The organism is Thiocapsa rosea, from assembly GCF_003634315.1.
Lineage (GTDB): Bacteria > Pseudomonadota > Gammaproteobacteria > Chromatiales > Chromatiaceae > Thiocapsa > Thiocapsa rosea.
This window is the reverse complement of record NZ_RBXL01000001.1, coordinates 4857246-4878376: the sequence shown is the minus strand read 5'-3', so window position 1 is coordinate 4878376 and position 21131 is coordinate 4857246. Positions and strand designations below refer to the sequence as shown.

At 63.3% G+C, this 21131-nt stretch carries 17 protein-coding genes; 11 read left to right on the top strand and 6 right to left on the bottom strand.

Annotated elements, in window-relative coordinates; translation table 11 throughout:
• The first annotated feature begins 53 nt into the window (after nucleotides 1-53).
• The 6 genes from BDD21_RS21690 (at nucleotide 54) to rnhB (ending at nucleotide 4809) form a co-directional block, all read left to right on the top strand.
• Nucleotides 54-548, top strand: coding sequence for an OmpH/Skp family outer membrane protein (locus BDD21_RS21690; RefSeq protein WP_245969739.1), 495 nt, complete (start codon nucleotides 54-56; stop codon nucleotides 546-548).
• Nucleotides 549-587: 39 nt separating this feature from the next.
• Nucleotides 588-1634, top strand: coding sequence for a UDP-3-O-(3-hydroxymyristoyl)glucosamine N-acyltransferase (lpxD, locus tag BDD21_RS21685; RefSeq protein WP_120798938.1), 1047 nt, complete (start codon nucleotides 588-590; stop codon nucleotides 1632-1634).
• Nucleotide 1635: 1 nt separating this feature from the next.
• The gene (gene fabZ, locus BDD21_RS21680) at nucleotides 1636-2145 is read left to right on the top strand and encodes a 3-hydroxyacyl-ACP dehydratase FabZ (protein ID WP_120798937.1); all 510 of its coding nucleotides are present in this window, start codon (nucleotides 1636-1638) and stop codon (nucleotides 2143-2145) included.
• Nucleotides 2142-2912 (top strand): acyl-ACP--UDP-N-acetylglucosamine O-acyltransferase, encoded by a 771-nt coding sequence (lpxA, locus tag BDD21_RS21675; RefSeq protein ID WP_120798936.1) that lies wholly within the window; start codon nucleotides 2142-2144, stop codon nucleotides 2910-2912. Before fabZ ends, lpxA begins: the two co-directional genes overlap by 4 nt.
• Nucleotides 2912-4054 carry a lipid-A-disaccharide synthase gene (gene lpxB, locus BDD21_RS21670; protein ID WP_120798935.1) on the top strand — a complete coding sequence of 381 codons (1143 nt, stop codon included), beginning with the start codon at nucleotides 2912-2914 and terminating at the stop codon, nucleotides 4052-4054. Before lpxA ends, lpxB begins: the two co-directional genes overlap by 1 nt.
• Nucleotides 4055-4203: 149 nt before the next feature.
• Complete coding sequence (gene rnhB / locus BDD21_RS21665) at nucleotides 4204-4809, top strand: ribonuclease HII (RefSeq protein ID WP_120798934.1); 606 nt, start codon at nucleotides 4204-4206, stop codon at nucleotides 4807-4809.
• Between the two features lie 86 nt (nucleotides 4810-4895).
• Here rnhB and BDD21_RS21660 read toward each other — a convergent pair whose 3' ends face one another.
• The 5 genes from BDD21_RS21660 to BDD21_RS21640 all read right to left on the bottom strand — a co-directional run bounded on the left by BDD21_RS21660 (nucleotide 4896) and on the right by BDD21_RS21640 (nucleotide 11320).
• Entirely contained in the window at nucleotides 4896-7997 is a 3102-nt protein-coding gene (locus BDD21_RS21660) for an efflux RND transporter permease subunit (protein ID WP_120798933.1), read from the bottom strand.
• Nucleotides 7994-9073: an efflux RND transporter periplasmic adaptor subunit gene (locus tag BDD21_RS21655; RefSeq protein ID WP_120798932.1), complete on the bottom strand. Its 1080-nt coding sequence runs from the start codon at nucleotides 9071-9073 to the stop codon at nucleotides 7994-7996. Before BDD21_RS21655 ends, BDD21_RS21660 begins: the two co-directional genes overlap by 4 nt.
• A 176-nt stretch (nucleotides 9074-9249) precedes the next feature.
• Complete coding sequence (locus BDD21_RS21650; RefSeq protein ID WP_120800060.1) at nucleotides 9250-9672, bottom strand: SufE family protein; 423 nt, start codon at nucleotides 9670-9672, stop codon at nucleotides 9250-9252.
• Between the two features lie 219 nt (nucleotides 9673-9891).
• Nucleotides 9892-10218, bottom strand: coding sequence for a HesB/IscA family protein (locus tag BDD21_RS21645; RefSeq protein WP_120798931.1), 327 nt, complete (start codon nucleotides 10216-10218; stop codon nucleotides 9892-9894).
• A gap of 439 nt (nucleotides 10219-10657) precedes the next feature.
• A complete protein-coding gene (locus tag BDD21_RS21640) occupies nucleotides 10658-11320 on the bottom strand; it encodes an LON peptidase substrate-binding domain-containing protein (protein WP_120798930.1) in 663 nt (220 codons plus the stop codon).
• Nucleotides 11321-12057: 737 nt separating this feature from the next.
• On the opposite strand from BDD21_RS21640, the gene egtB reads away from it, so the two are divergent.
• Together egtB and egtD are read left to right on the top strand one after the other, a co-directional pair.
• On the top strand, nucleotides 12058-13365 hold the full coding sequence (egtB, locus tag BDD21_RS21635; protein ID WP_120798929.1) for an ergothioneine biosynthesis protein EgtB: 1308 nt from the start codon (nucleotides 12058-12060) through the stop codon (nucleotides 13363-13365).
• Nucleotides 13362-14432: an L-histidine N(alpha)-methyltransferase gene (gene egtD, locus BDD21_RS21630; protein ID WP_120798928.1), complete on the top strand. Its 1071-nt coding sequence runs from the start codon at nucleotides 13362-13364 to the stop codon at nucleotides 14430-14432. The genes egtB and egtD overlap by 4 nt, the downstream gene beginning before the upstream one ends.
• 230 nt (nucleotides 14433-14662) lie before the next feature.
• Here the strand turns inward: egtD and BDD21_RS21625 are convergent, their stop codons facing one another.
• On the bottom strand, nucleotides 14663-15265 hold the full coding sequence (locus BDD21_RS21625) for a hypothetical protein (RefSeq protein ID WP_120798927.1): 603 nt from the start codon (nucleotides 15263-15265) through the stop codon (nucleotides 14663-14665).
• Nucleotides 15266-15599: 334 nt separating this feature from the next.
• On the opposite strand from BDD21_RS21625, the gene ppc reads away from it, so the two are divergent.
• From ppc to BDD21_RS21610, 3 genes are all read left to right on the top strand, one after another.
• Nucleotides 15600-18392, top strand: a complete 2793-nt coding sequence (gene ppc, locus BDD21_RS21620; protein ID WP_120798926.1) for a phosphoenolpyruvate carboxylase — start codon at nucleotides 15600-15602, stop codon at nucleotides 18390-18392.
• Nucleotides 18393-18798: 406 nt separating this feature from the next.
• On the top strand, nucleotides 18799-19719 hold the full coding sequence (locus BDD21_RS21615) for a 5-bromo-4-chloroindolyl phosphate hydrolysis family protein (RefSeq protein ID WP_120798925.1): 921 nt from the start codon (nucleotides 18799-18801) through the stop codon (nucleotides 19717-19719).
• A gap of 104 nt (nucleotides 19720-19823) precedes the next feature.
• The gene (locus BDD21_RS21610) at nucleotides 19824-21032 is read left to right on the top strand and encodes a toxic anion resistance protein (protein ID WP_245969737.1); all 1209 of its coding nucleotides are present in this window, start codon (nucleotides 19824-19826) and stop codon (nucleotides 21030-21032) included.
• The last annotated feature ends 99 nt before the right edge of the window (nucleotides 21033-21131 follow it).

Below are 21131 nucleotides of genomic sequence, written 5' to 3'. Positions count from 1 at the left end.
CCGCACCGGGCGCGGTTTAAGGGAGTCCAAGCTTGAGGTTAGCTGTTCTTTGGTTGTCGACGACGATCTTGCTCGTGTTGTCGGGTTTTGTGCTCGCATCCGACTACAGGATCTCCGTGGTCGATCCGAATCGGGTCGTCGAGCAGTCGCCGCAATACGAGGCCGCCCGCGCGGCGCTTCAGCGTGAGGTCGAGGATCGGGAGCGGATCCTGCGCGAGCAGCAGGATCAGATCTCCGCGCTTCAAGGCCGCCTGGAGCGAGAAGGTGCCTTGATGAGCGAAAGCGAGATTCAGCGCCTGCAGAACGATATCCGAAGTCGGACCCGTAAGCTCAAGTATGCAAGGGATGAGTTTCAGGAAGACTTTGCGTTGCGGCAGAACGAGCTTCGGACCAAGCTGGCGCTTCAGGTCCGCGAGGTGATCGTCGAGGTTGCCAAGGAGGAGAAGATCGATCTGGTCATCAGCGAAGGGTTGGTGTACTTCAGTCCGCGTATCGATATCTCGGCACAAGTCATCGAGCGACTCAAACAGGAGTTTGGCGATAAGTGATGATTCCGTCGGCAACGATTCGGCGCGGTTGGTGACGCCTTGGAGATCTCGCTCGGCGAATTGGCGGACCGTTTGGCCGTTCCGTTGCGGGGCGACCCCGATGCGCGCGTCTGCCGTATCGCGTCGCTGACGTGCGCCGACGCAACCGGGCTCAGCTTCCTCGGCGACGTGCGGTTGCGGCGCCATCTCGAGCAGACTCGGGCGGGCTGCGTGATTCTCTCGGAGGCCGACGCCGATGTCTGTCGGGTGCCGGTTCTGCTGAGCGATAACCCGTACCTGACGTTTGCGAAGGCGGCGGGGATTCTCTATCCGGAACCGGCGATCGTCGGCGGCATCCACCGCAGTGCTGTCGTGGACCCGACGGCACAGGTCGATCCGACGGCATGGGTCGGTCCGACCTGTGTTCTGGAGGCCGGCGTGGTTGTCGGGCCTCGCGTGTTTCTCGGACCCGGTTGTATCCTTGGTGAAGGGGTCCGAGTCGGTGAGGAGAGTCGGCTGGTGGCGCGCGTGACGCTCTGCTCGGGAACCCATGTCGGCAAACGTGCGCTGCTGCACCCCGGCAGCGTCATCGGGCGGGACGGCTTCGGTTTTGCGCGCGACGGGGATCGGTGGGTGCGTATTCCGCAGGTCGGGCGCGCCATCTTGGGCGACGATGTCGAGATCGGGGCGAACACGACGGTCGATCGCGGTGCGATCGGCGATACCCTGATCGGCGACGGGGTGAAGCTGGACAACCATATCCAGATCGGCCACAACGTCGAGATCGGCGAGAATACCGCCATGGCGGCCAACACCGGGATCTCCGGCTCGACCCGAATCGGTCGGAACTGCACGATCGCGGGGGCCGTCGGGATGGCGGGTCATTTGGAAATCGGCGATCGGGTTCACTTTACGGGGATGGCCATGGTGACGCGATCGGTAACGGAGCCCGGTGCCTACAGCAGCGGGATTCCGGCCATGCCAAGCGCGGATTGGCGACGCAACGTGGCTCGCTTCAGACATCTGGACGAGCTGGCGCGACGCATCAAACAACTTGAGATACGTATCGATACGATGAATGAAACAACTGGGCGGGAGGCTACCTAGCATGGAGGGATCGCATCCCATGCCGACGGATTCTGATTTGCGTCTTGATCGATCGGAGGACGTCGTGAGCACGATGGACATCCATAAGGTGCTGAGCCTCTTGCCGCACCGGTATCCTTTTCTATTGGTCGACAAGGTCATCGACTACAAGGTGAACGACTATCTGATCGCCTTGAAGAACGTCTCCTACAACGAGCCCTTCTTTATGGGCCATTTTCCGGTGCGCCCGGTGATGCCCGGCGTCCTGATCATCGAGGCGCTGGCGCAGGCGACCGGATTGTTGGCGATGGCCTCCCGACCGGACGAGGTCGGCAACAAGCTGTATTACTTCGTCGGTATCGATAAGGCGCGCTTCAAGCGTCCAGTCGAGCCGGGCGATCAGTTGATCCTGGATGTGAAGCTCGGACCCGTGCGTCGCGGGATCTGGAAGTTCGACGGCGAGGCGCGCGTCGACGATCGCCTGGTGGCCAGCGCCGAGATCATGTGTACGGCTCGAGACTTTACCGCTTGATTCACCCGACCGCCTTGGTCGATCCGGGGGCGGCGCTGGATTGCGATGTCGAGGTCGGCCCCTTCGCCGTCATCGGCCCGGATGTCGAGATCGGCGCGGGGAGCCGGATCGGCCCCCATGCCGTCATCAAGGGGCCGACCCGGATCGGGCGCGACAATCGAATCTTTCAGTTTGCGAGCGTCGGCGAAGATCCCCAGGACAAGAAATACGGCGGCGAGACGACGCGTCTCGAGATCGGCGATCGCAATCAGATCCGGGAGTTCACGACGCTGCATCGCGGCACCGTCCAAGACCAGGGTGTGACCCGGATCGGCAACGACAACCTTTTCATGGCCTATGTCCACGTTGCACACGACTGCCGCATCGGCGACAACGTCATCATGGCCAACGCCGCCTCACTGGGCGGCCATGTCGAGATCCAGGACTGGGCCATCCTCGGCGGTTTCACCATCGTCCACCAGTTCTGCAGGATCGGTGCTCACGGTTTCTGTGCCATGGGATCGGTTCTAAGCAAGGATGTCCCCCCCTACGTGACCGTCGGCGGGCACCCGGCCGAGCCCCGCGGGATCAACGCCGAGGGATTGCGGCGCCGCGGGTTTTCCGAGGTTGCCATTCAAGCGATCAAGCGGGCCTATCGCACGCTCTATCTGGGAAACCTGAAACTGGCCGAGGCGATCGCCGAGCTGAATCGGATGTCCGCGGAGATTCCCGAGATCGGCGCCATGGCGGACTTCATCGGCGACAGCAGCCGCAGCATCGTGCGTTGATGTTGCGGATCGGGATCGTCGCAAACGAGGCGTCGGGCGACATCTTGGGTGCTGCGTTGGCGCGCGAGATCCGCAAACGGGTCCCCGAGGTCCGCTTCGTCGGTGTTGCCGGGCCGCGGATGCAGGAGGAGGGTTGCGAGACCCTCTTCGCCATGGAACGGCTCTCCGTGATGGGGCTGATGGAGGTCCTCGGTCAGCTCCGCGAGCTTCTCGGGCTCAGACGCGAGCTGGTGCGCTACTTCGTCGAGAATCCCCCGGATGTCTTCATCGGCGTGGACGCGCCCGACTTCAATCTCGGTCTGGAGCGCCGACTGCGCGAGGCAGGGATCCGCACGGTCCACATGGTCAGTCCGACCGTCTGGGCTTGGCGTCCGGGTCGGGTCAAGTCGATTCGTCGCTCGGTGGATCTCATGCTGAGCGTCTTCCCGTTCGAGGAGACCTTCCTGCGCGAGCACGGCGTGCCGGCACGCTATGTCGGGCACCCGCTCGCCGACGAGATCCCGATCGAGATCGATCGAATGGGCGCGCGACGTGCCCTCGGTCTGACGCAGGCCGGATCCATCCTCGCCCTGCTGCCGGGCAGTCGGATGAGCGAGGTCGAGCGCCTCGCCGAACCTTTCATCGAGACCGCCGCCCGTTGTCTCGCCGCCCGCCCTGACCTGCGGTTTGTGGTCCCGCTGGTCAACGCCCGGCTGCGCGAATACTTCAGCCAAGTCTTGGCGCGGCTTGCCCCCGATCTCCCGATCACCTTGGTCGACGGGCGCAGCCGCGAGGTCCTCGCCGCCGCCGATGTCGTGCTGACCGCCTCGGGCACGGCCACCCTGGAAACCCTGTTGTCCAAACGCCCGATGGTCGTCGCCTATCGGGTCCACCCGATCTCCTATCACTTGGTCAAACAGCTCCGTCTGGTCAAGGTGCCCTATATCGCGATGGCCAATCTTCTGGCCGAGAAGGAGCTTGCGCCCGAGTTTATCCAAGAGCGTTGTCGCGCTGACTTGCTTGCGCCGGCCGTTCTTGCGTTCTTGGACGATGCGGAGCGCGTGGCCGAGATTCAGGCCGAGTATCGGCGCATTCATCTTTGGTTGCGCAAGGATGCTGCAGCGAGCGCGGCACAGGCCGTCCTCGATCTCCTGGCGTATTGAATCGCGTCCGGTGTGATCGGTGGCGTCTCGCCTTGGATTGTCGCTTGGATGTGCAAACGGCCCCGGTGGGGACGCGATTCAAGAATTTTTTCGTTTTTTACTAAAACCGCGTCGGGGACGAGTCATTTGATGGCCTCGACGATGCGGATATGAGGCAGACAGTGTTGGTCACTCCGGACGCGGTTTTATGGGTCGCGGGCGTCGACGAGGCGGGGAGGGGTCCGCTTGCCGGTCCGGTCAGTGCCGCGGCGGTCATCCTGGATCCGACCCGCCCGATCTCGGGCCTCGACGATTCCAAGAAACTGACTCCGGCTCGGCGCGACGCCTTCGATCTCGAGATCCGCGAACGCGCACTGGCGTGGTCCATCGCGTGGGCCAGCGCGGAGGAGATCGACCGGATCAATATCCTCCAGGCGTCCATGCTGGCGATGCAGCGTGCGGTTGCCGCCCTGACGGTGCAGCCGACACGGGTGCTCGTCGACGGAAATCGTTGTCCCGACGTGGGGTGTGAGGCCGAAGCCATTGTTGGCGGAGACGGTTTGGTGCCATCGATCGGCGCTGCCTCGATCCTCGCCAAGGTTGCGCGCGATCGGCTCATGTGCGAACTGGACCGGACCTTTCCCGGCTACGGTTTTGCCGGACACAAAGGCTATCCCACACGGACTCACATCGAGGCACTGCGCCGACTCGGACCCTGTCCGGAGCACAGACGCAGCTTTGGCCCGGTCAGGGCATTGATCGAGGTTGCCGGCTGAGCCGGCCTATTTCAGTCCTTTTCGGCGCGCCGGCATCCTGTTGCCGATGCGCACATTCGGCCCGGCGGCTTGCTCGGTCTCATGTCTCATGAAGCCTCCATTTCGCGCTCCAGCCGTCGTTTCACGTCACTCGGGGACCCGGTGTGGCGAGCGAGCAGGTCGTAGGCGACCGGGACGACGAAGAGTGTAAAGAGCGTGGCCGCGATGACACCCGCAAGGATGACGGTGCCGATGACGGTGCGGGTCTCGGCGCCGGCACCGCTCGAGAGCAGTAGCGGAAGCGAGCCGGCCGCCGTGGTGATGCCGGTCATGACGATCGGACGCAGACGCACGTCTGCCGCTTCGAGCAGCGCCTCGCGGAACGCCTTGCCCTGGTCGCGCAGTTGGTTGGCGAACTCCACGATCAGGATGCCGTTCTTGGCGGCGAGTCCGACCAGCATGATCAGCCCGATCTGACTGTAGATGTTGAGCGTTTGTCCGGTCAGCCAGAGGGCAAGCAGTGCACCTGCCATGGCCAGCGGGACCGTCAGCATGATGACGAGCGGATGGATCCAGCTCTCGAACTGCGCCGCCAGGACCAGGAACACCACGAGCAAGCCCAGAACGAAGACGAAGAGGATGTCCTGATTGCTCGATCGGAAATCGCGGCTCTGTCCCTTGAAATCGATCTGGGCCTGTTCGGGCAGGTGTTCGGCGACCTTGGCCTCCAGATAGCTCAACGCATCTCCGAGGGCCAGTCCGGACTCCAGGTTTGCCTCGATGGTGATGGCGCGCAGCCGGTTGTAGCGGTTCAGGCTTTGTGAGTCGGCCGACTCGATCACGCTCACCAGGTTGGACAGCGGGATCAGCTCGCCGCTGCGGTCCGAGCGCACATAGAGGTTTTCCAGGCTCCCCGGCGTGCGCTGCGCGTCGCGCTCGCCCTCGAGGATGACGTCGTATTCTTCCCCGGCGTCCAAATAGGTCGTCACCTTGCGCGAGCCGAGCATGGTCTCGAGCGTGCGCCCGATGTTGCCGACGGTCACCCCGAGATCGGCGGCTCGATCGTAGTCGATCTCGACCTTGAGTTGAGGTTTGGTTTCCTTGTAGTCCCAATCGATGCCGGTCAGGCCGGGGTTGTCCTTTTCGATCGCCTCGAGCAGCAGGTCCCGCCACTGCGCGAGCTCCTCGTAAGTCCCGCCGCCGATCACGAACTGCACCGGTTTCTGGATGCGCGCGCCGAACCCCTGACGCATCACCGGGAAGGCGGTCACGCCGGGCAGGTCGGCGAGCTTCGCACGCACCTCGTCCATAATGACCCAGCCGGAGCGTCGCTTGCCGAAGTCGTTCAGCACCATCACCGCCATGCCGGTGTTGAAGAGCGCGGTATTGGAGAAGGTGCGTGGCGCACGCACCAGCAGTCGGATCGCCTCGCCGGATTCGGTATAGGGCATGAGGCGCCGTTCGATCTCGTCCATGTAGTCGCTCATGTACTGATAAGACGCGCCTTCGGGACCGTTGATCAGGACAAAAAAGGCACCGCGATCCTCCTTCGGCGCGTACTCCTGCGGGATCTGCTCGAACAGCCAAACGGCGGCGCCGAGTGTGCCGATGAAGGCCAGCACGACGATCCAGGGCTGACGCAGCAGAAACCGCAGCATGGTGCCGTAGCCGCGCCGCACCCATTGAAACACCCAGTCGACCCCGTGGGTGAGGGATGCGCGCCGGTGCGACTGGGGCAGGATCTGCGAGGCGAGCATCGGCGACAGCGACAAGGCCACGAAGGACGAGAAGGCCACGGCTGCGGCCATGGTGAGTGCGAACTCCGCGAAGAGTCGCCCGACATCGCCCTGCAGAAAGGCGATGGGTACGAAGACCGAGATCAAGACGATGGTGGTGGCCACAACGGCGAAGGCGACCTGACGGGTTCCGCGATAGGCGGCGGCGAGCCGGGTCTCGCCGTACTGCTCCATCCGGCGATGGATGTTCTCGAGCACCACGATGGCGTCGTCCACGACCAGCCCGATCGCCAGGACCAGCGCCAGCAGGGTCAGGATGTTGACGGAGAAACCGAGTCCGAGCAGGACCGTGAAGGTCGCCACGATCGAGACCGGGACGGTCACGGCCGGCACCAGCATCGCGCGCACGCTGCCCAGGAACAGAAAGATGATCAGGATGACCAAGCCGATGGCGATCGCGAGCGTCTTGTAGACCTCCTTGATGGCGTCCTTGACGAAGACCGAGGAGTCGAAGCTTTGTTTGATCTCCATACCTTCGGGCAGGTTGGCGTTGATCAGGGCGGCCTCCGCCTTGGCCGCGTCTGCCACGGCGACGGTATTCGCGGTCGATTGCTTGACCACACCGATCCCGACCATGGGCACGCCGTTGCCGCGGAAGAAGGTGCGGTTCTCCTCGGTGCCGCGCTCCACCCGTGCCACATCGCCGAGGCGCACCAGATGGCCGTCGCTCCCGCGCGCAAGCACGAGACGGGCAAAGTCATCCGGGCCATTGAAGGTGCGGTTCATGCGCACGCTGAACTGGCGGTCGACCGATTCGATGCTGCCGGCCGGGAGCTCCAGGTTCTCGGCGCGCAGCGCGGCCTCGACATCCGAGACCGTCAAGCCGCGCGCGGCAAGCTCGTTGCGGTCCAGCCAGACGCGCATCGCATACACCTGACTGCCGCCGACCTGGATGCGCGCCACGCCGTCGATCACCGAGAACCGATCGACCAGATAGCGCGAGGCATAGTCGGTCAGCTCCGGGACGCTCATGCGGTCGCTGACCAGATTCAGCCACATGATGACGTCTTCGTTGCTGTCGACCTTGCGGATGTTGGGCGGATCCGCCTCTGCCGGGAGCTGATCGAGCACGGCCGAGACGCGGTCGCGGATATCGTTGGCAGCCCCGTCGATGTCGCGGTCGATGTTGAACTGGATCGTGATCGCCGAGCGTCCGTCCTCGCTGACGGATTCGACCGTGCGGATACCCTCGACTCCGGCGATGCGGTCCTCGATGAGCTGCGTGATCCGCGTCTCGACGACGTTGGCCGCGGCGCCCGGATAGATGGTCTCGATCGAGACGACCGGCGGGTCGATGTCCGGATACTCGCGCAGCGGCAATCGATCGAAGGCGACCAGCCCGAAGGCGACCAGCAGGAGCGACAGGACGGTGGCGAGAACAGGCCGGGTAACCGAGATGTCAGACAGGATCATGCGGCGGGCTCCTTCGCCGCCGGCGGATCGATCGGGTCGTCATGCGTGCTCAGGATTTCGACAGGCTGTCCCGGTCGGACCTTGAGGTGACCGTGCACGATGACGCGATCTCCTTGCGCGAGCCCTTCGCGCACCTCGACCAGCCCCGGCTTGCGCGTCCCGATTCGGATCTGACGGCGCTCGGAGGTCAGGCCCTCCTCGCCCTCCACGACGACCTGAACGAAGTGATCCTGGCCTTGGTGAAGGATCGCGGCCTCCGGGACGACCAATCCGTCGCGCGGATCCACCAGCAGCTCCACTTGCATCAGCAGCCCGGGCTTGAGTGTGCGCTCCGGGTTGGGGATGAGTGCGCGGACCTGAATGGATCGGGTGACCGGGTCGACGCGACTGTCGACCCCGCGCACCACTCCCTCGAAAACCCGATCGCCGTAAGCGCGGGCGCGTGCCTCGATGCGAAGTCCCGGCTGAAGGTCGTTCATAAAGACGCTCGGGACCGTGAAGTCCAGCTTCATGAAGCTGTCGTCGTCAAGTGTCGTGATGGTATCGCCGGGCTCGACCAGGGTACCGCGGCTGACGTTGCGCAGACCCAGCACGCCGTCGAAGGGTGCTTTGATGAGGCGGTCGGACAGGCGCGATTCGATGGCCACCAAAACGGCACGGGCCGTGTCGAGGTCACGCTTGCGCTCGTCGAGGAGCGACTCCGATGCTGCGCCTTGCGCCACGAGTGACTTCACCCGCGCGTACTGCCGATCTGCCTCGCCAACCCGCACCTGTGCCTCGTCGAGCAGGGCATGCTGCTCGACGCTCGTGAGCTCGACCAGGATGTCGCCCTCTCCGACCCGTTGGCCGTCGTCGAAATGGATCGCCGAGATCGTCTCGGTGACGTTCGCGGTGATATTGACCGACTCGTTTGCCTTCAGTGTCCCGAGTGCTTCCACCCGTTCGCTCAACGGCATCGATCGGACGTCTGCGACCAAGACGGCGACGGCCGAGGCAGGACCCGGAGACATGAGGGTCGCGGTGAAGACGAGGGGCAGAAAGGCGAGCGGACGGGCAAGACGTTGTAAGGATGGCATGCATCGAATCCATAGTGTCGGGCGGGCGCGTGCCAGCAGCACCGTGCCTCATGCCGACGCGCCGCGCGACGGCCTTTCGCGGGCTCCGACGTCGAACATGGGGTCAGGTGCCGCCGAGACGCGACGAACTCCGGCGGCGTATCGACAGAGCACGTCGGCGAAAGGCGCTCGGGGTCTCAGCAGGTCACCGATCTGGCCTGGCCCTTCATCTTGTTGACGATGGCGTAAACACCGACGTGCCGGTTAGGGCTCAGGTGCTCTTGGAGTCGGAGCGCCTCGAACAGTTCCTCGACATCCAGCGCCTCGATCTCCTCGGGACGCTTTCCTGAGAAGAGCCCGACCAGCAGGGCGACCACGCCCTTGATGATCGCGGTGTCGCAATCGCCCCGGAAGACCAGGTGCCCGGGCTGGTCCGGCATCGGGTGAGCAGCCGTGTGAACCAGGCTCATGCACTCGATGACACGGTTACGGTCGGTCTTGTCCGCGGGCGGCATCGGTGCCATGCGCTCGCCGATCTCGACCAGATACTGATAACGCTCGTCCCAATCGCCGAGAAGCTCGAAGTTCTCAAGGATCTCGGTCATTTCTTCGTTCAGCATGAAGGCGGACCACCGCAAGTGTAGACTGAAAGATTCAAACCAAGCACCGAGCGCGAAAGGCATCAACGCGTCGGTCGTCCGTATCGCATCGACCGCACGGCACCGTTGATATTCCTGATCTCATAACCCTCAAAATCCTGAATCGCGTCGACGCCGCCGCAGTTTGAAGATTCTGATCCGAAGCGACGCGCGAACGTGCCATGTCGCTCGGGAAGCGATTCAGACGCTGAAGGACTCTCCGCAGCCGCAGGTATCCTTGACCCTGGGGTTACGGAATTCAAAGCCCTGGTTGAGCAGGCTGGAGCGCACGAAATCGATCTCCATCCCGTCGATGCGACCGAGACTCTCCTCGTCGACGACGACCTTCACGCCATGGCTCTCGAAGATTTGATCGGCCGCATCGACCGCATCCGCATAGTCGACATCGTAAGCGAATCCGGTACAGCCACTCTTGCGTGTGCCGACGCGCAGTCCGACACCGTGTCCCCGCTTGCTGAGCATGCCGGCAACGTGTTTCGCCGCGGCTTCGGTCAGTGTTACAGCCATTGGTTTTGCCCCTTCATTAATGAACCGCGCCCGGTGCGGTATGCGTAGTGTGCTGGTTTGGATAGGCCGCGCCGGCTCCGACGACCGTCGGAGCCGGCGCGTTTTAAAGGATTGGAAAAGTTTAAACTTTAAACCGCGTCTCGCCGAGATCGAGGACATCTCCGAAGCCAAACGCAACATAAAAATGACGCATGTCGCTCTGGACGCGGTTTAACAACTCGACAACCATGCGAACTAAGCTCCGATCAGGGTTTTTCAACCCCGCTCCCGATCTCTCGTTGGCGGCACCGACACAGGAAACGGCCCCGGTTCGGGCACAACCGTAGATCAACGGTTGTGGCATCGACATCCGACACTCTGAGCCGCCACACCAAAGGGTCGTTTGCGAAGGCGTGGCCGGGCCGAAACCCGACGGCGTATATCCCAGACGGGGCGCGGTTCAGTGGCGGTGCTCGGCGGTATCCATGCTCGCTGCCGCGGCCATATCGAGAAGTCCGCGCATCAGAGCGGCACGGTCGCCCGTCGGGAGGGTCTCGATCAAGGCCTGTTTGTCCTCCGGGCTCAGCGGGAGATGGGCACATAATAGGTTTGTCAGGTCCTTGTCGGCCATCTGCTCGACATCGTCCCAGGGAACCTCGACGCCCCGCAGTGCGCAGTAAGCCTTCAGCGAGGTCAAGAAGCCTTTGCGATCCGCGATCGGAGAGTCGCTCTCCTGATAATCCGCCGCGAACCGCTCCCAGTCCGCACGAACCCGCCGATAGCCATGCTCCTCGGCGATCTCGCTGATGACTTGGAACCGGCACACCCCGGTGAGCACCAAGACGATTCTGCCGTCCGTCGTCTCGCTGTAGGAGGTGATGCGGCCGGCGCAGCCGATCCGGTGGATCTCCGGAACCTCGTCCGACATGGTCTCGCTGGTGGGCTGAATCATGCCGATGAGGTGATTCGATGCCAACGCATCCGTCACCATCCTGACATAACGCGGCTCGAAGATGTTCAGCGGTAACTGCACTCCCGGCATGACCACGGCACCGGGCAACGGGAAGATCGGGATCTCGGCGGGTAAGTCGGAGAATTTCGGAAAAAACGGGGTGCGGGTCATGGGATGCTCCAGCGCCCGAACCCACGAGAGGCTCCGGCGGTGCGGTTGATCGATTGCGTCGTCAACGGGATAGATGGGGTGTCGGCCGCGCTTCCCTAGACGGTTGCGCGATCAGCCCGGAAAATCCTTGCCGCCGGGATCGTGCGGAGCGGTCCGATCGTCAAGGCCGGAGCCGAGCCGATTGCAACCACGATCGGAGGCTTAAACCGCGGCCGGAGCGATATGCGTCATTTTCACGTTGCGTTTGGTTTTGGAGATATCCTCGATCTCGGTGAGACGCGGTTTAAAATTTAATTTTTTTCAATACTTTAAACCGCGCCAGCTCCGGCAGTCGTCGGAGCTGACGCGGCCAAGCCATTTCAAAACATGACGCATACCGCACCGGGCGCGGTTTACCTCCCCCCTGCCCTCGGCATGATATACCGAGCGCCTGCGGGTTTTTCGGAAAGCGGCGCCACGATGCGCTTTTTCAACACCGACTCAGGAATCGGCATCCGCCGATCTTCGTCCCGATGCTGGAAATCCGCCGACCTGGACGCACCATTGCGAGCGAGCCGGTGATCGATGGTCGACGAGGGTTGCGTGTCGGCCGAAGGTGCGCGACGCGTCCACGATCTCCAGGGCTCGGCGGTGAGGCATCGAGCGGTTCGGGTGACCCCCCGAATCCCGAGGAGTCGCCGTTTCGGCTGAACGTGTCTACGGAACCCGATCCGTCAACAACCGAGAGCGAGACTCAGATGTCCCTTCAACCAGCTGGTGCCTACCAGGACGATGCCGTGCGCGCGGATCTGTCGGGCGACTTCCGGCGCGTCCGCGCGTTGACCGAGCAGCTGTGCAAGCCGCTCGCGATCGAAGACTACATGCTCCAGACCCGAATCGAGACGAGCCCGCCGAAGTGGCACCTGGCCCACGTCTCCTGGTTCTACGAGACCTTCCTGCTGACGCCCTTCCTGCCCGGTTACCGGGTCTTCCACCCGCGTTTCGAGTACCTCTTCAACAGCTACTACGAGCAGACCGGAAGCGGCTTCTGGCCGCGACCCGAACGTGGACTCCTGTCCCGGCCGACGGTCGCCGAGGTCTACGACTACCGGCACCATGTCGACGAGGCGATGCTCCGGCTCATCGACGGGTGTGCGTCGGCCGATTGGCCGACGGTCGCCCAACGACTGCACATCGGCCTGCATCACGAGCAGCAGCATCAAGAGCTCCTGGTGACCGACATCAAGCAAAACTTTGCCTACAACCCTTTGCGGCCCGCCTACCGGGAGGACCTGCCGCACGCCCCGTCGGGTGATCCGGATCCGCTGCATTGGGTTGGTTTCGAGGGGGGGGGGGTCGAGATCGGCGCGGGTTCGCCGGGTTTCGCCTACGACAACGAAGGCCCTCGCCATCGGACCTTTCTCGCGCCCTATGCCCTTGCCGATCGCCCCGTGACCAACGGCGAATTTCGACAGTTCATCGACGACGGAGGCTATCGCGATCCGGCCCTTTGGTTATCCGACGGCTGGGCGACCGTCCGCAAGGAGGGCTGGCCATCCCCGCTCTACTGGGAGGAGATCGACGGGGACTGGCAGATCATGACACTCGGCGGGATGCGCCCGCTGAATCCGGCCGAGCCGGTCTGTCACGTCAGTTATTACGAGGCCGACGCCTTCGCAACCTGGGCCGGCAAGCGGCTGCCGACCGAGGCCGAGTGGGAGCATGCCGCGGACGGTATCCTCATTCAAGGCAATTTCGTCGGCGAGGGAAATTTCCATCCACGTCCCGCCGTGCGCAGCGCCACGGATCAACCGGCCGGGCTCAGGCAGCTCTTCGGCGATGTCTGGGAATGGACGGCGTCCGCCTATCTGCCCTATCCGGGGTATCGGGCGGCGGCCGGTGCGCTCGGTGAATACAACGGCAAGTTCATGTGCAACCAGATGGTGCTCCGAGGCGGATCCTGTGCCAGCTCGCAGGATCACCTCCGGTCGACCTATCGCAACTTTTTCTATCCCCAAGAGCGCTGGCAGTTCAAGGGATTCCGACTCGCGGAGACGACACCATGACCCAACTCAGCGCCTTGCAACGCTCCGAGGCCGAGCTTTTCCCCCACGAGGCAACGGGCCTGGAGGCGGCCAGCACACGTCGCTCGCTGCAGACCCCGGGCTCGATTCGGTTCTTCGACTACCGCCCGACCCCGGCGGATGTCCGCGCCGAGGTCTTGGACGGGCTGGGGCGTCCGGCCAAGTGTTTGTCGCCGAAGCTTTTCTACGACCAGCGTGGCTCGCAGCTCTTCGACGCCATCACCGAGCTGCCCGAGTATTATCCGACACGCACGGAGATCCGGATCCTGCGCGAATACGGCTCCGAAATGGCCGATCTGCTTGGCCGGGACAATGTCCTGATCGAGCTCGGAAGCGGGAGCAGTCTCAAGATCCAAACCCTGCTCGCGGCGCTGCAGCCCAGCGTCTATATGCCCGTGGATATTTCCAAAGAGCATCTGCTGGAGTCTGCCCATGCCCTGGCCGAGCGCTTCCCTAACCTGTCGATTCGTGCCGCCTGTGCGGACTACTCTGCCCCCTTTCGGCTCCCCTTGGAGCCGGACTGGACCGATTTGGCCGCCTTTTTTCCGGGGTCGAGTATCGGCAACTTCGATCCCGACCAAGCGCGCCTTCTCCTCGGGCGTGTCGCGAGCCTACTCGGCCCCGGCGGACGCCTCCTCATCGGGGTCGACCTTCCAAAGGATCCGGCGATCCTCAACGCGGCCTACGATGATGCCCAAGGCGTGACCGCAGCCTTCAACCTCAACCTCTTGAGCCGGATCAATCGCGAGCTGGAGGCCGACTTCGACCTGGATGCCTTCAGCCATCGGGCCTTTTTCAACACCGAGCGCAGTCGCGTGGAGATGCACTTGGTCAGCCGGATCGAGCAGCAGGTCGAGGTTGCGGGGGTGCGCTTCGGTTTCCGTGCGGGGGAGACGATTCATACGGAGAATTCGTACAAGTACGGGATCGACGCCTTCCATCGGCTCGCAGAAGACGCCGGCTTTGTCGCCGAGCAGGTCTGGACCGACAACCAGGGGCTCTTCAGCGTGCACTGTCTGCGTGTCCTGGACGCCTGCTCGATGAGTTGATGGCTCCGCAAGCCCGGCGAGACCTCCGACGAAGGCCGCGGCCAAGGCAGAGTACTTGGATCCGGCAAGCAACCGTTCAAAAACAAGTGATCCATCTTAGCCCCTCTCCCCTCGCGGGAGAGGGGTTGGGGAGAGGGGGAGAATGGACCGGAATGGCTAAGTTGTTTCTGAACCGTTACCAAGGCTCGGCGCAGTGACTGCGCCGAGCGGTAGTCTCTCCGCCGGGGAACCTATTGCGAGCCCGGCCGTGTGTGTCGCGGCGCGCTCGCCCGCTCGATGCTGGCCGCAACGGCGCTGATATAGGTCACGGTGACGCTGTCCCCGACGTTGACATCCGCGAGCAGCGCCGGATCGCGCACCTTGACCGACACCGTGTTCTCGGGACCCCGGATCGTCACCTTGGATGCGGCCGTGTTGACCCCTTCCACGATTCCGACGAGCGTCATGGTCTCCTGGATGCTGCCTGCCGGCAGCCGTCCGCCGTCGCGATCGACCTCGCGGGTCGCGACAGCGCCGGGCGCTGCGGCTGCGGCGTCGCCCTTCTGCAGATCGATCGCCATCGCCTCGACGAAGTCGATCGTGAGCGTGTCGTCGATGCGGACCTCGTCGAGCCGCTGTACCTCGGTCGGAACATGAATGACCTCGAAGACACCGTCGGGCTGACGAATGGTCAGCATGCGGGTCTGCGGATTGACGACCACCACGGTGCCCGTGATCTCCTTCGTCGCGGCGCCCGCAGCGACCGTGATGTCGGCGTTTTGGGCTTGGGCGGAGAGCATGATCGGGCCGAGAATCAAGGTGCCGGCCAACGTGATCAGCATCATCTGTTTCATGTGGATCTCCTCCTCATTGTCTATGGTTGGGATTTTCGGTGGGGTCACGCATCCTTCTTGCCCGACATCGGGCAGGGTGAACCTAAGCCAAAAACGGGTTCCAGACAAGCAAGGGGTCTCGGCTCCGGGGGCCGGGGGGAATCCTCTGACGGACGTTGTCCGGCGGAAGCTCTCGGGCGCGCGGTCGCGAGGCTGCGGGGATACTTCGGCACCATACCCGCAACAGCAACCCGGGCTTTTGTCGGTCGGGCTCCGGCAAGGTAGTATCCGGCTCTCGACTCGTCCCTTCTTCGTGACGGCCCCTATGGTGGTTGTCTGCACAGAGTAACGCCCGATGAACGATGTTCCGCGAAACGAACCCCTGGAGCGCGACGTTCAGCTCTTCACAGCCCTGCTCGGGGAGGTGCTGCGCGAGCACAGTCGCAAACGCGTGCTGGTGATCGTCGAGCGTTTGCGCGACGGCTTTATGCAGCTGCGCGAAGGCGACGACCCGGATCTGCGCGAGAAGTTGATGAAGCGTATCGAGGGATTGGACGCACAGACCCTTTCGGAGGTCATCCGTGCCTTCAACATCTATTTCGGACTGGTCAATACCGCCGAGGAGTTGAACGCCTATCTGGCCCGCATGGATCTGATCTCGGCCGGGCAGCGGCTTTGGGTCGGCTCCTTCGACGATATGGCGCGGGGGCTCAAAGACGACGGTGTGAGCCCGGAAAACTTCCAGAGCCTCCTCGAGCATCTGATCTATCTTCCGGTCTTCACCGCCCATCCCACCGAGGCGAAGCGACGGACGACCTTGGAGACCTTCCGGCGGATCTTTTTGGTCGGTCAGGATCTGCACCGCAGCAAGCTCAACGACGAGGAGCTCGAGGACCGACTCCAGGAGATCCTGACCCAGATCCAGATCCTGTGGAAGACCGACGAGGTCCGGATCCACAAGCCGCAGGTCACCGACGAGGTGCGCCAAGGGCTCTATTTCTTCCGCGAGTCGCTCTTCGAGGCCGTGCCCCAGGTCTATCGCTTCCTGGAGAAGGCGGTTCGCCGGGTCTACGGCTCGCAGTGCGGGATCAAGGTCCCGAGCTTCATCCGGTTCGGCTCCTGGATCGGCGGTGACCGCGACGGCAACCCCTTTGTGAAGCCCGAGACCACCGAGCTTGCCGTTCGCATGCACGGCGAGCTGGTCCTGGAGCTGTATCTCGAGCGTATCCGCAAGCTGCACCGCATGCTCAGTCATGCCAGCTCCATCTGCCAGCCATCGCCGGCCTTCATGGATAGCCTCGATTCCGACGAGGACTATTGGGTCGACACCATGGGACAAAGCCTGCGCCGCTATGTGCATGAGCCCTATCGGCGCAAGCTGGCGATGATGGAGCATCGTCTCGACGCCAATCTGGAGCGGATTCGCGCACGCATGTCCGGAAGGCACGATCCGACACAACCGGCCGGGTATGCAAGCGAGCGCGACTTTCTTGCCGACCTCTATCTGATACGCGACTCGCTGCACCACCACGGCGATGCCAACGCCGCCGCCGGCCCCTTGCAGGATCTCATCCGGCTCGCCGAGACCTTCGGCTTTCACCTGGTTCATCTCGATATTCGTCAGGAATCGATTCGCCACACCGAGGCCGTGACCGAGCTGTTCGCGCGTCAGGCCGGTGCTCCTTACTACCAGGCATTCGACGAGGAGCAGCGCCTGATGGCCCTGGCGGAGGCGATCGCCCATCCGCATCCCTTCGTCATCGACAAGGCGACCTTGACCCCGGAGACCCGCGAGACCCTGGAGGTCTTCGAGGTGATGGCGCGCATGCGCGCCGAGATCAGCGAGAGTCTGTTCGGTCAGTACGTCATCTCCATGACCCATTACGCCAGTCATGTGATGGAGGTCATGCTGTTGGCGCGGCTTGCCGGACTCGCCGGAAAGGACCGCCAGGGCTGGTTCTGCAAGATCCAGATCTCGCCCCTGTTCGAGACCATCGACGACCTGAATCGCATCGGCGAGGTGATGGGGCGGTTGTTCCGCGATCCGGCCTACAGCGCGATGCTGAAGGCGTCGGGTAACCAGCAGGAGGTGATGCTCGGGTATTCGGATTCCTGTAAAGACGGCGGAATCCTGGCCTCGAGCTGGCGTCTCTACGAGGCGCAGCGTCGCGTGATCCAGCTCGCCGACGACGAGGGCGTTTCCTGTCGGCTCTTCCACGGACGCGGCGGCACGGTCGGGCGCGGCGGCGGGCCGACCCACGAGGCCATCCTCGCCCAGCCCACCGATACGGTGCACGGTCAGATCAAGCTGACCGAGCAGGGCGAGGTGCTGTCGTATCGCTATGCGAATCCGGAGACCGCACGCTACGAGCTGACGCTGGGCATCAGCGGGCTCATCAAGGCCAGTCGCTGTCTGATCGAGCCGCCGCCGGAGGATCGCAAGGACTATCTTGCGGTGATGGATGAGCTTGCCCGCCATGGGGAGGAGGCCTATCGGAAGCTCACCCAGGAGACCGAGGGCTTTCTCGATTATTTCTACGAATGCACCCCGCTCGACGGCATCGCCCTGCTGAACATCGGCTCGCGCCCGTCGCACCGCAAAAAGGCGGATCGTTCCTTGAAGTCCATCCGCGCCATCCCCTGGGTCTTCGGCTGGGCACAGTCGCGTCAGACCTTGCCGGCCTGGTTCGGCATCGGCTATGCCATCGAGCGGTATCGCGGCAGCGAGCTGGATCGCCTCGTGAAGCTCCAGAAGATGTATCAGGAGTGGCCCTATTTCCGCGCGCTCCTGTCCAACACCCAGATGTCGCTCTTCAAGGCCGAGATGCATATCGCGCGGGCCTACGCCCGCTTGGCCGAGAACCAAGAGGCGGCACAGGCGATCTACGGTGTCATCGAGGCCGAGTATGAACGCACCCTCGTACAGGTCATGAACGTGGCCGGTTTGCGCGGTCTCATGGAGGAGACCCCGGATCTCCAGCACTCGCTGGCGCGTCGCAACATCTATTTGGACCCCTTGAATCACATCCAGGTCGCCCTGCTGGAACGCTACCGCGCCGAGCAGGACGAGGCCAAACGCGAGGAGTGGCTGGACCCGCTGCTGCGCTCGATCAATGCAATCGCGGCGGGGATGCGCAACACGGGCTGAGGCAGGCCCTGCCCTCGATCCCGGATCAACCGGGACGTTGGATGTAAACCGCGCCCGGTACGGTATGCGCTGCTTTTCGATGGGATCGGCCCCGGCGGATTTGACGACCGCTGGAGACGGCGCGGTTTAAAAGATTAAAAAATAAATCATTTTAAACCGCGCCCCCGCTAAGAGCCGTGGATGGACCAACGTCGAACTCACTCGAAAGTGAGCATCTCGCTCTGGACGCGGTTTAAGATAGACTGTGGTCAACTTATCCGAGCACGGACGTCCGAGCGATGCCCGAAACAATACCAATCGCACCCCAAACACCGACGCGACCACCGTTGGGCATACGTCTGCTCGGCGCAGTCTTGCTGACCTTCAGCATCGGCTTGGTCTCTTGTCAGGCCATGTGGACCCTCTAATGGCCCGACCTACGGGCACACCCCCCGAGCAACGCCGTACCCTTGGTCTGACCGAACTCATCCTCGGAGTGAAGCCCGGTCGGGGGGGCGGTGCGGAGCAGGGCGCGGGCGGTCCGAGGCGGCCCCGTGCGAAAGGGACGTTGCTGTACCTGCTCCCGATCCCGCTCCTGATCGGTGCCCTGATCGGGCTCGGGGCAGGGCGGTTGGACGTGGTGCTCGCCGACGGCGGGATCTTTGCGCTCTTCATGGCTGCCGCGGATCTGACACGACGTGGATTGAAGGCCGAGCTTGCCCAGCAGACGCTGCGCTTCACCCGTCTGCAGCGGGTGCCTTTGAAGACCATCGGGGGGCTGCTCACGGGTCTGGCAACCGGGCTTGCCGCGGTCGTCTCGGTTCATCAAGGCATCGGGCTCGGCCTTGCGTATGCCGCGGTCGCCATGCTCGGATTCCATCTTGTTTACGGATTCGAGCCGCTGGGCCGCCCGCGCGCATTCGCCACGACCGACGAGCGGGCGCACAAGGTCGCGGCGGCCTTGGCGGAGGCCGAGCGCAAGCTGATCGATCTGGACCGCGCGGCGAAGACCATCGCCAATCCGGAGCTGAAGATCCGCCTGCAGCACATCGGGTCGCAGGGTCGTTTGATCCTGAATCAGATCGCGGATCGGCCCACCGACCTCTTTCGGGCACGCAAGTTTTTGAGCGTCTATCTCGACGGGGTCCAGCAGGTCGCGGACGGTTACGCACGGACCCACCGCCTGGCGGATTCGCGTGAGTTGGAGCAGAATTTTCGCAATGTCCTGGTGACGGTCGAGCAGGTGTTCGACGAGCAGCATCAGCGGCTGTTGAAGACCGACGTGATGGACCTCGATATCCAGATCGAGGTGCTGAAGAAGCAGCTCGAGCGCGAAGGCATTCAGTAGCGAAACCGCGCAGTGGGTGACATTCGAGGTTTCCGCGTCGGTCTCTCGTCGCGGCGAACAATGGCCTCGGTGGGGCGCGGTTTAAACCGATTGGGAGAGATTGAGTGAGCGAGCGAGAGCAAGTCGATGCGGCAGTGATGGATCCTCACGCACAGGGGCAAGGGGCGGGCGTCCGGCCTGCGCCGACAGCCGACCCCGTCGCGCAGACCACACTCGCCGGCTCGCCGCGTGCGGCGGAGCGGCCGCTCATGGTTGCCGAGGAGACGCAGGTACCGCAGATCGACGAGGCGCAGCTCGGGCGCCTGCTGCAGGAGCTGGATCTGAACGACACCCACTCGATCCTCTTCTTCGGCTCCAAGGCCCAAGAGCGCCTCACCGAGGTCTCGGACCAAATGCTCGAAGGGGTGCGGGCCAAAGACATTGGCCCTGCCGGGGCCGCGCTGAGCGAGATGGTCACCACGCTCAAGGGGTTTCGTGTCGATGATCTCAATCCGAACCGCAAGCCTGGTCTATTGGCGCGTCTGACCGGTAAAGGTCGTCCTGTCGTGAAGTTTCTGCAGGAATACGAGGCAGTCCGCGATCAGATCGAGACCATCTCAGGACAGTTGGAGCGCCACAAAACCAAGCTCCTGACCGACGTCACGTCGCTCGACCGGCTCTACGCGGCCAACCTGGATTATTTTCGCACCCTGGAGCAGTACATCGCGGCAGGCGAGGCGAAGCTCGCCGAGTTGGATGAATCGACCATCCCCGCGCTCGCGGCGCAGGTCGCGACCAGCACCGACATGGTCGAGGTGCAGCGCCTGAAGGATCTGCGCGGCGTCCGCGATGAGCTGGACCGGCGCGTCTATGACCTGAAGCTCACGCGACAGGTGACCATGCAGGGCCTACCCAGCATCCGTATGGTCCAGGAAAACGACAAGGGTCTCATCAACAAGATCAACTCGACCCTGGTCAACACCGTGCCGCTATGGCGCCAACAACTGGCCCAGGCCGTCACCATCTACCGGTCGGGCGAGGCGGCGGAGACCATCAGGGCCGCCACCGATCTCACCAACGATCTGCTGCGCGCCAATGCGGATAATCTCAAGTCGGCCAACGCCGAGTCGCGCCGCCAGATCGAGCGCGGCGTCTTCGACATCGAGGTGGTCAAGCACGCCAATCAGACCCTGATCGAGACGATCGAGGAAAGTCTGGCGATCGCCGACGAGGGCAAGCGCGCACGCGCCATCGCCAGCCAGGAACTCGAACGCCTCGAGGCCGATCTGCGTCGAACCCTGACCTCGGCGAGCGCTCGGCGAACCGATCAATAGCACGCGCGTTCGCTATACCACTTCCATTTTTCCGCAGATTCTGTATATTTGCGCGTTTACCTGCGGGGCGATTCCCGCAACGTCCAATCGTCTGGGTCC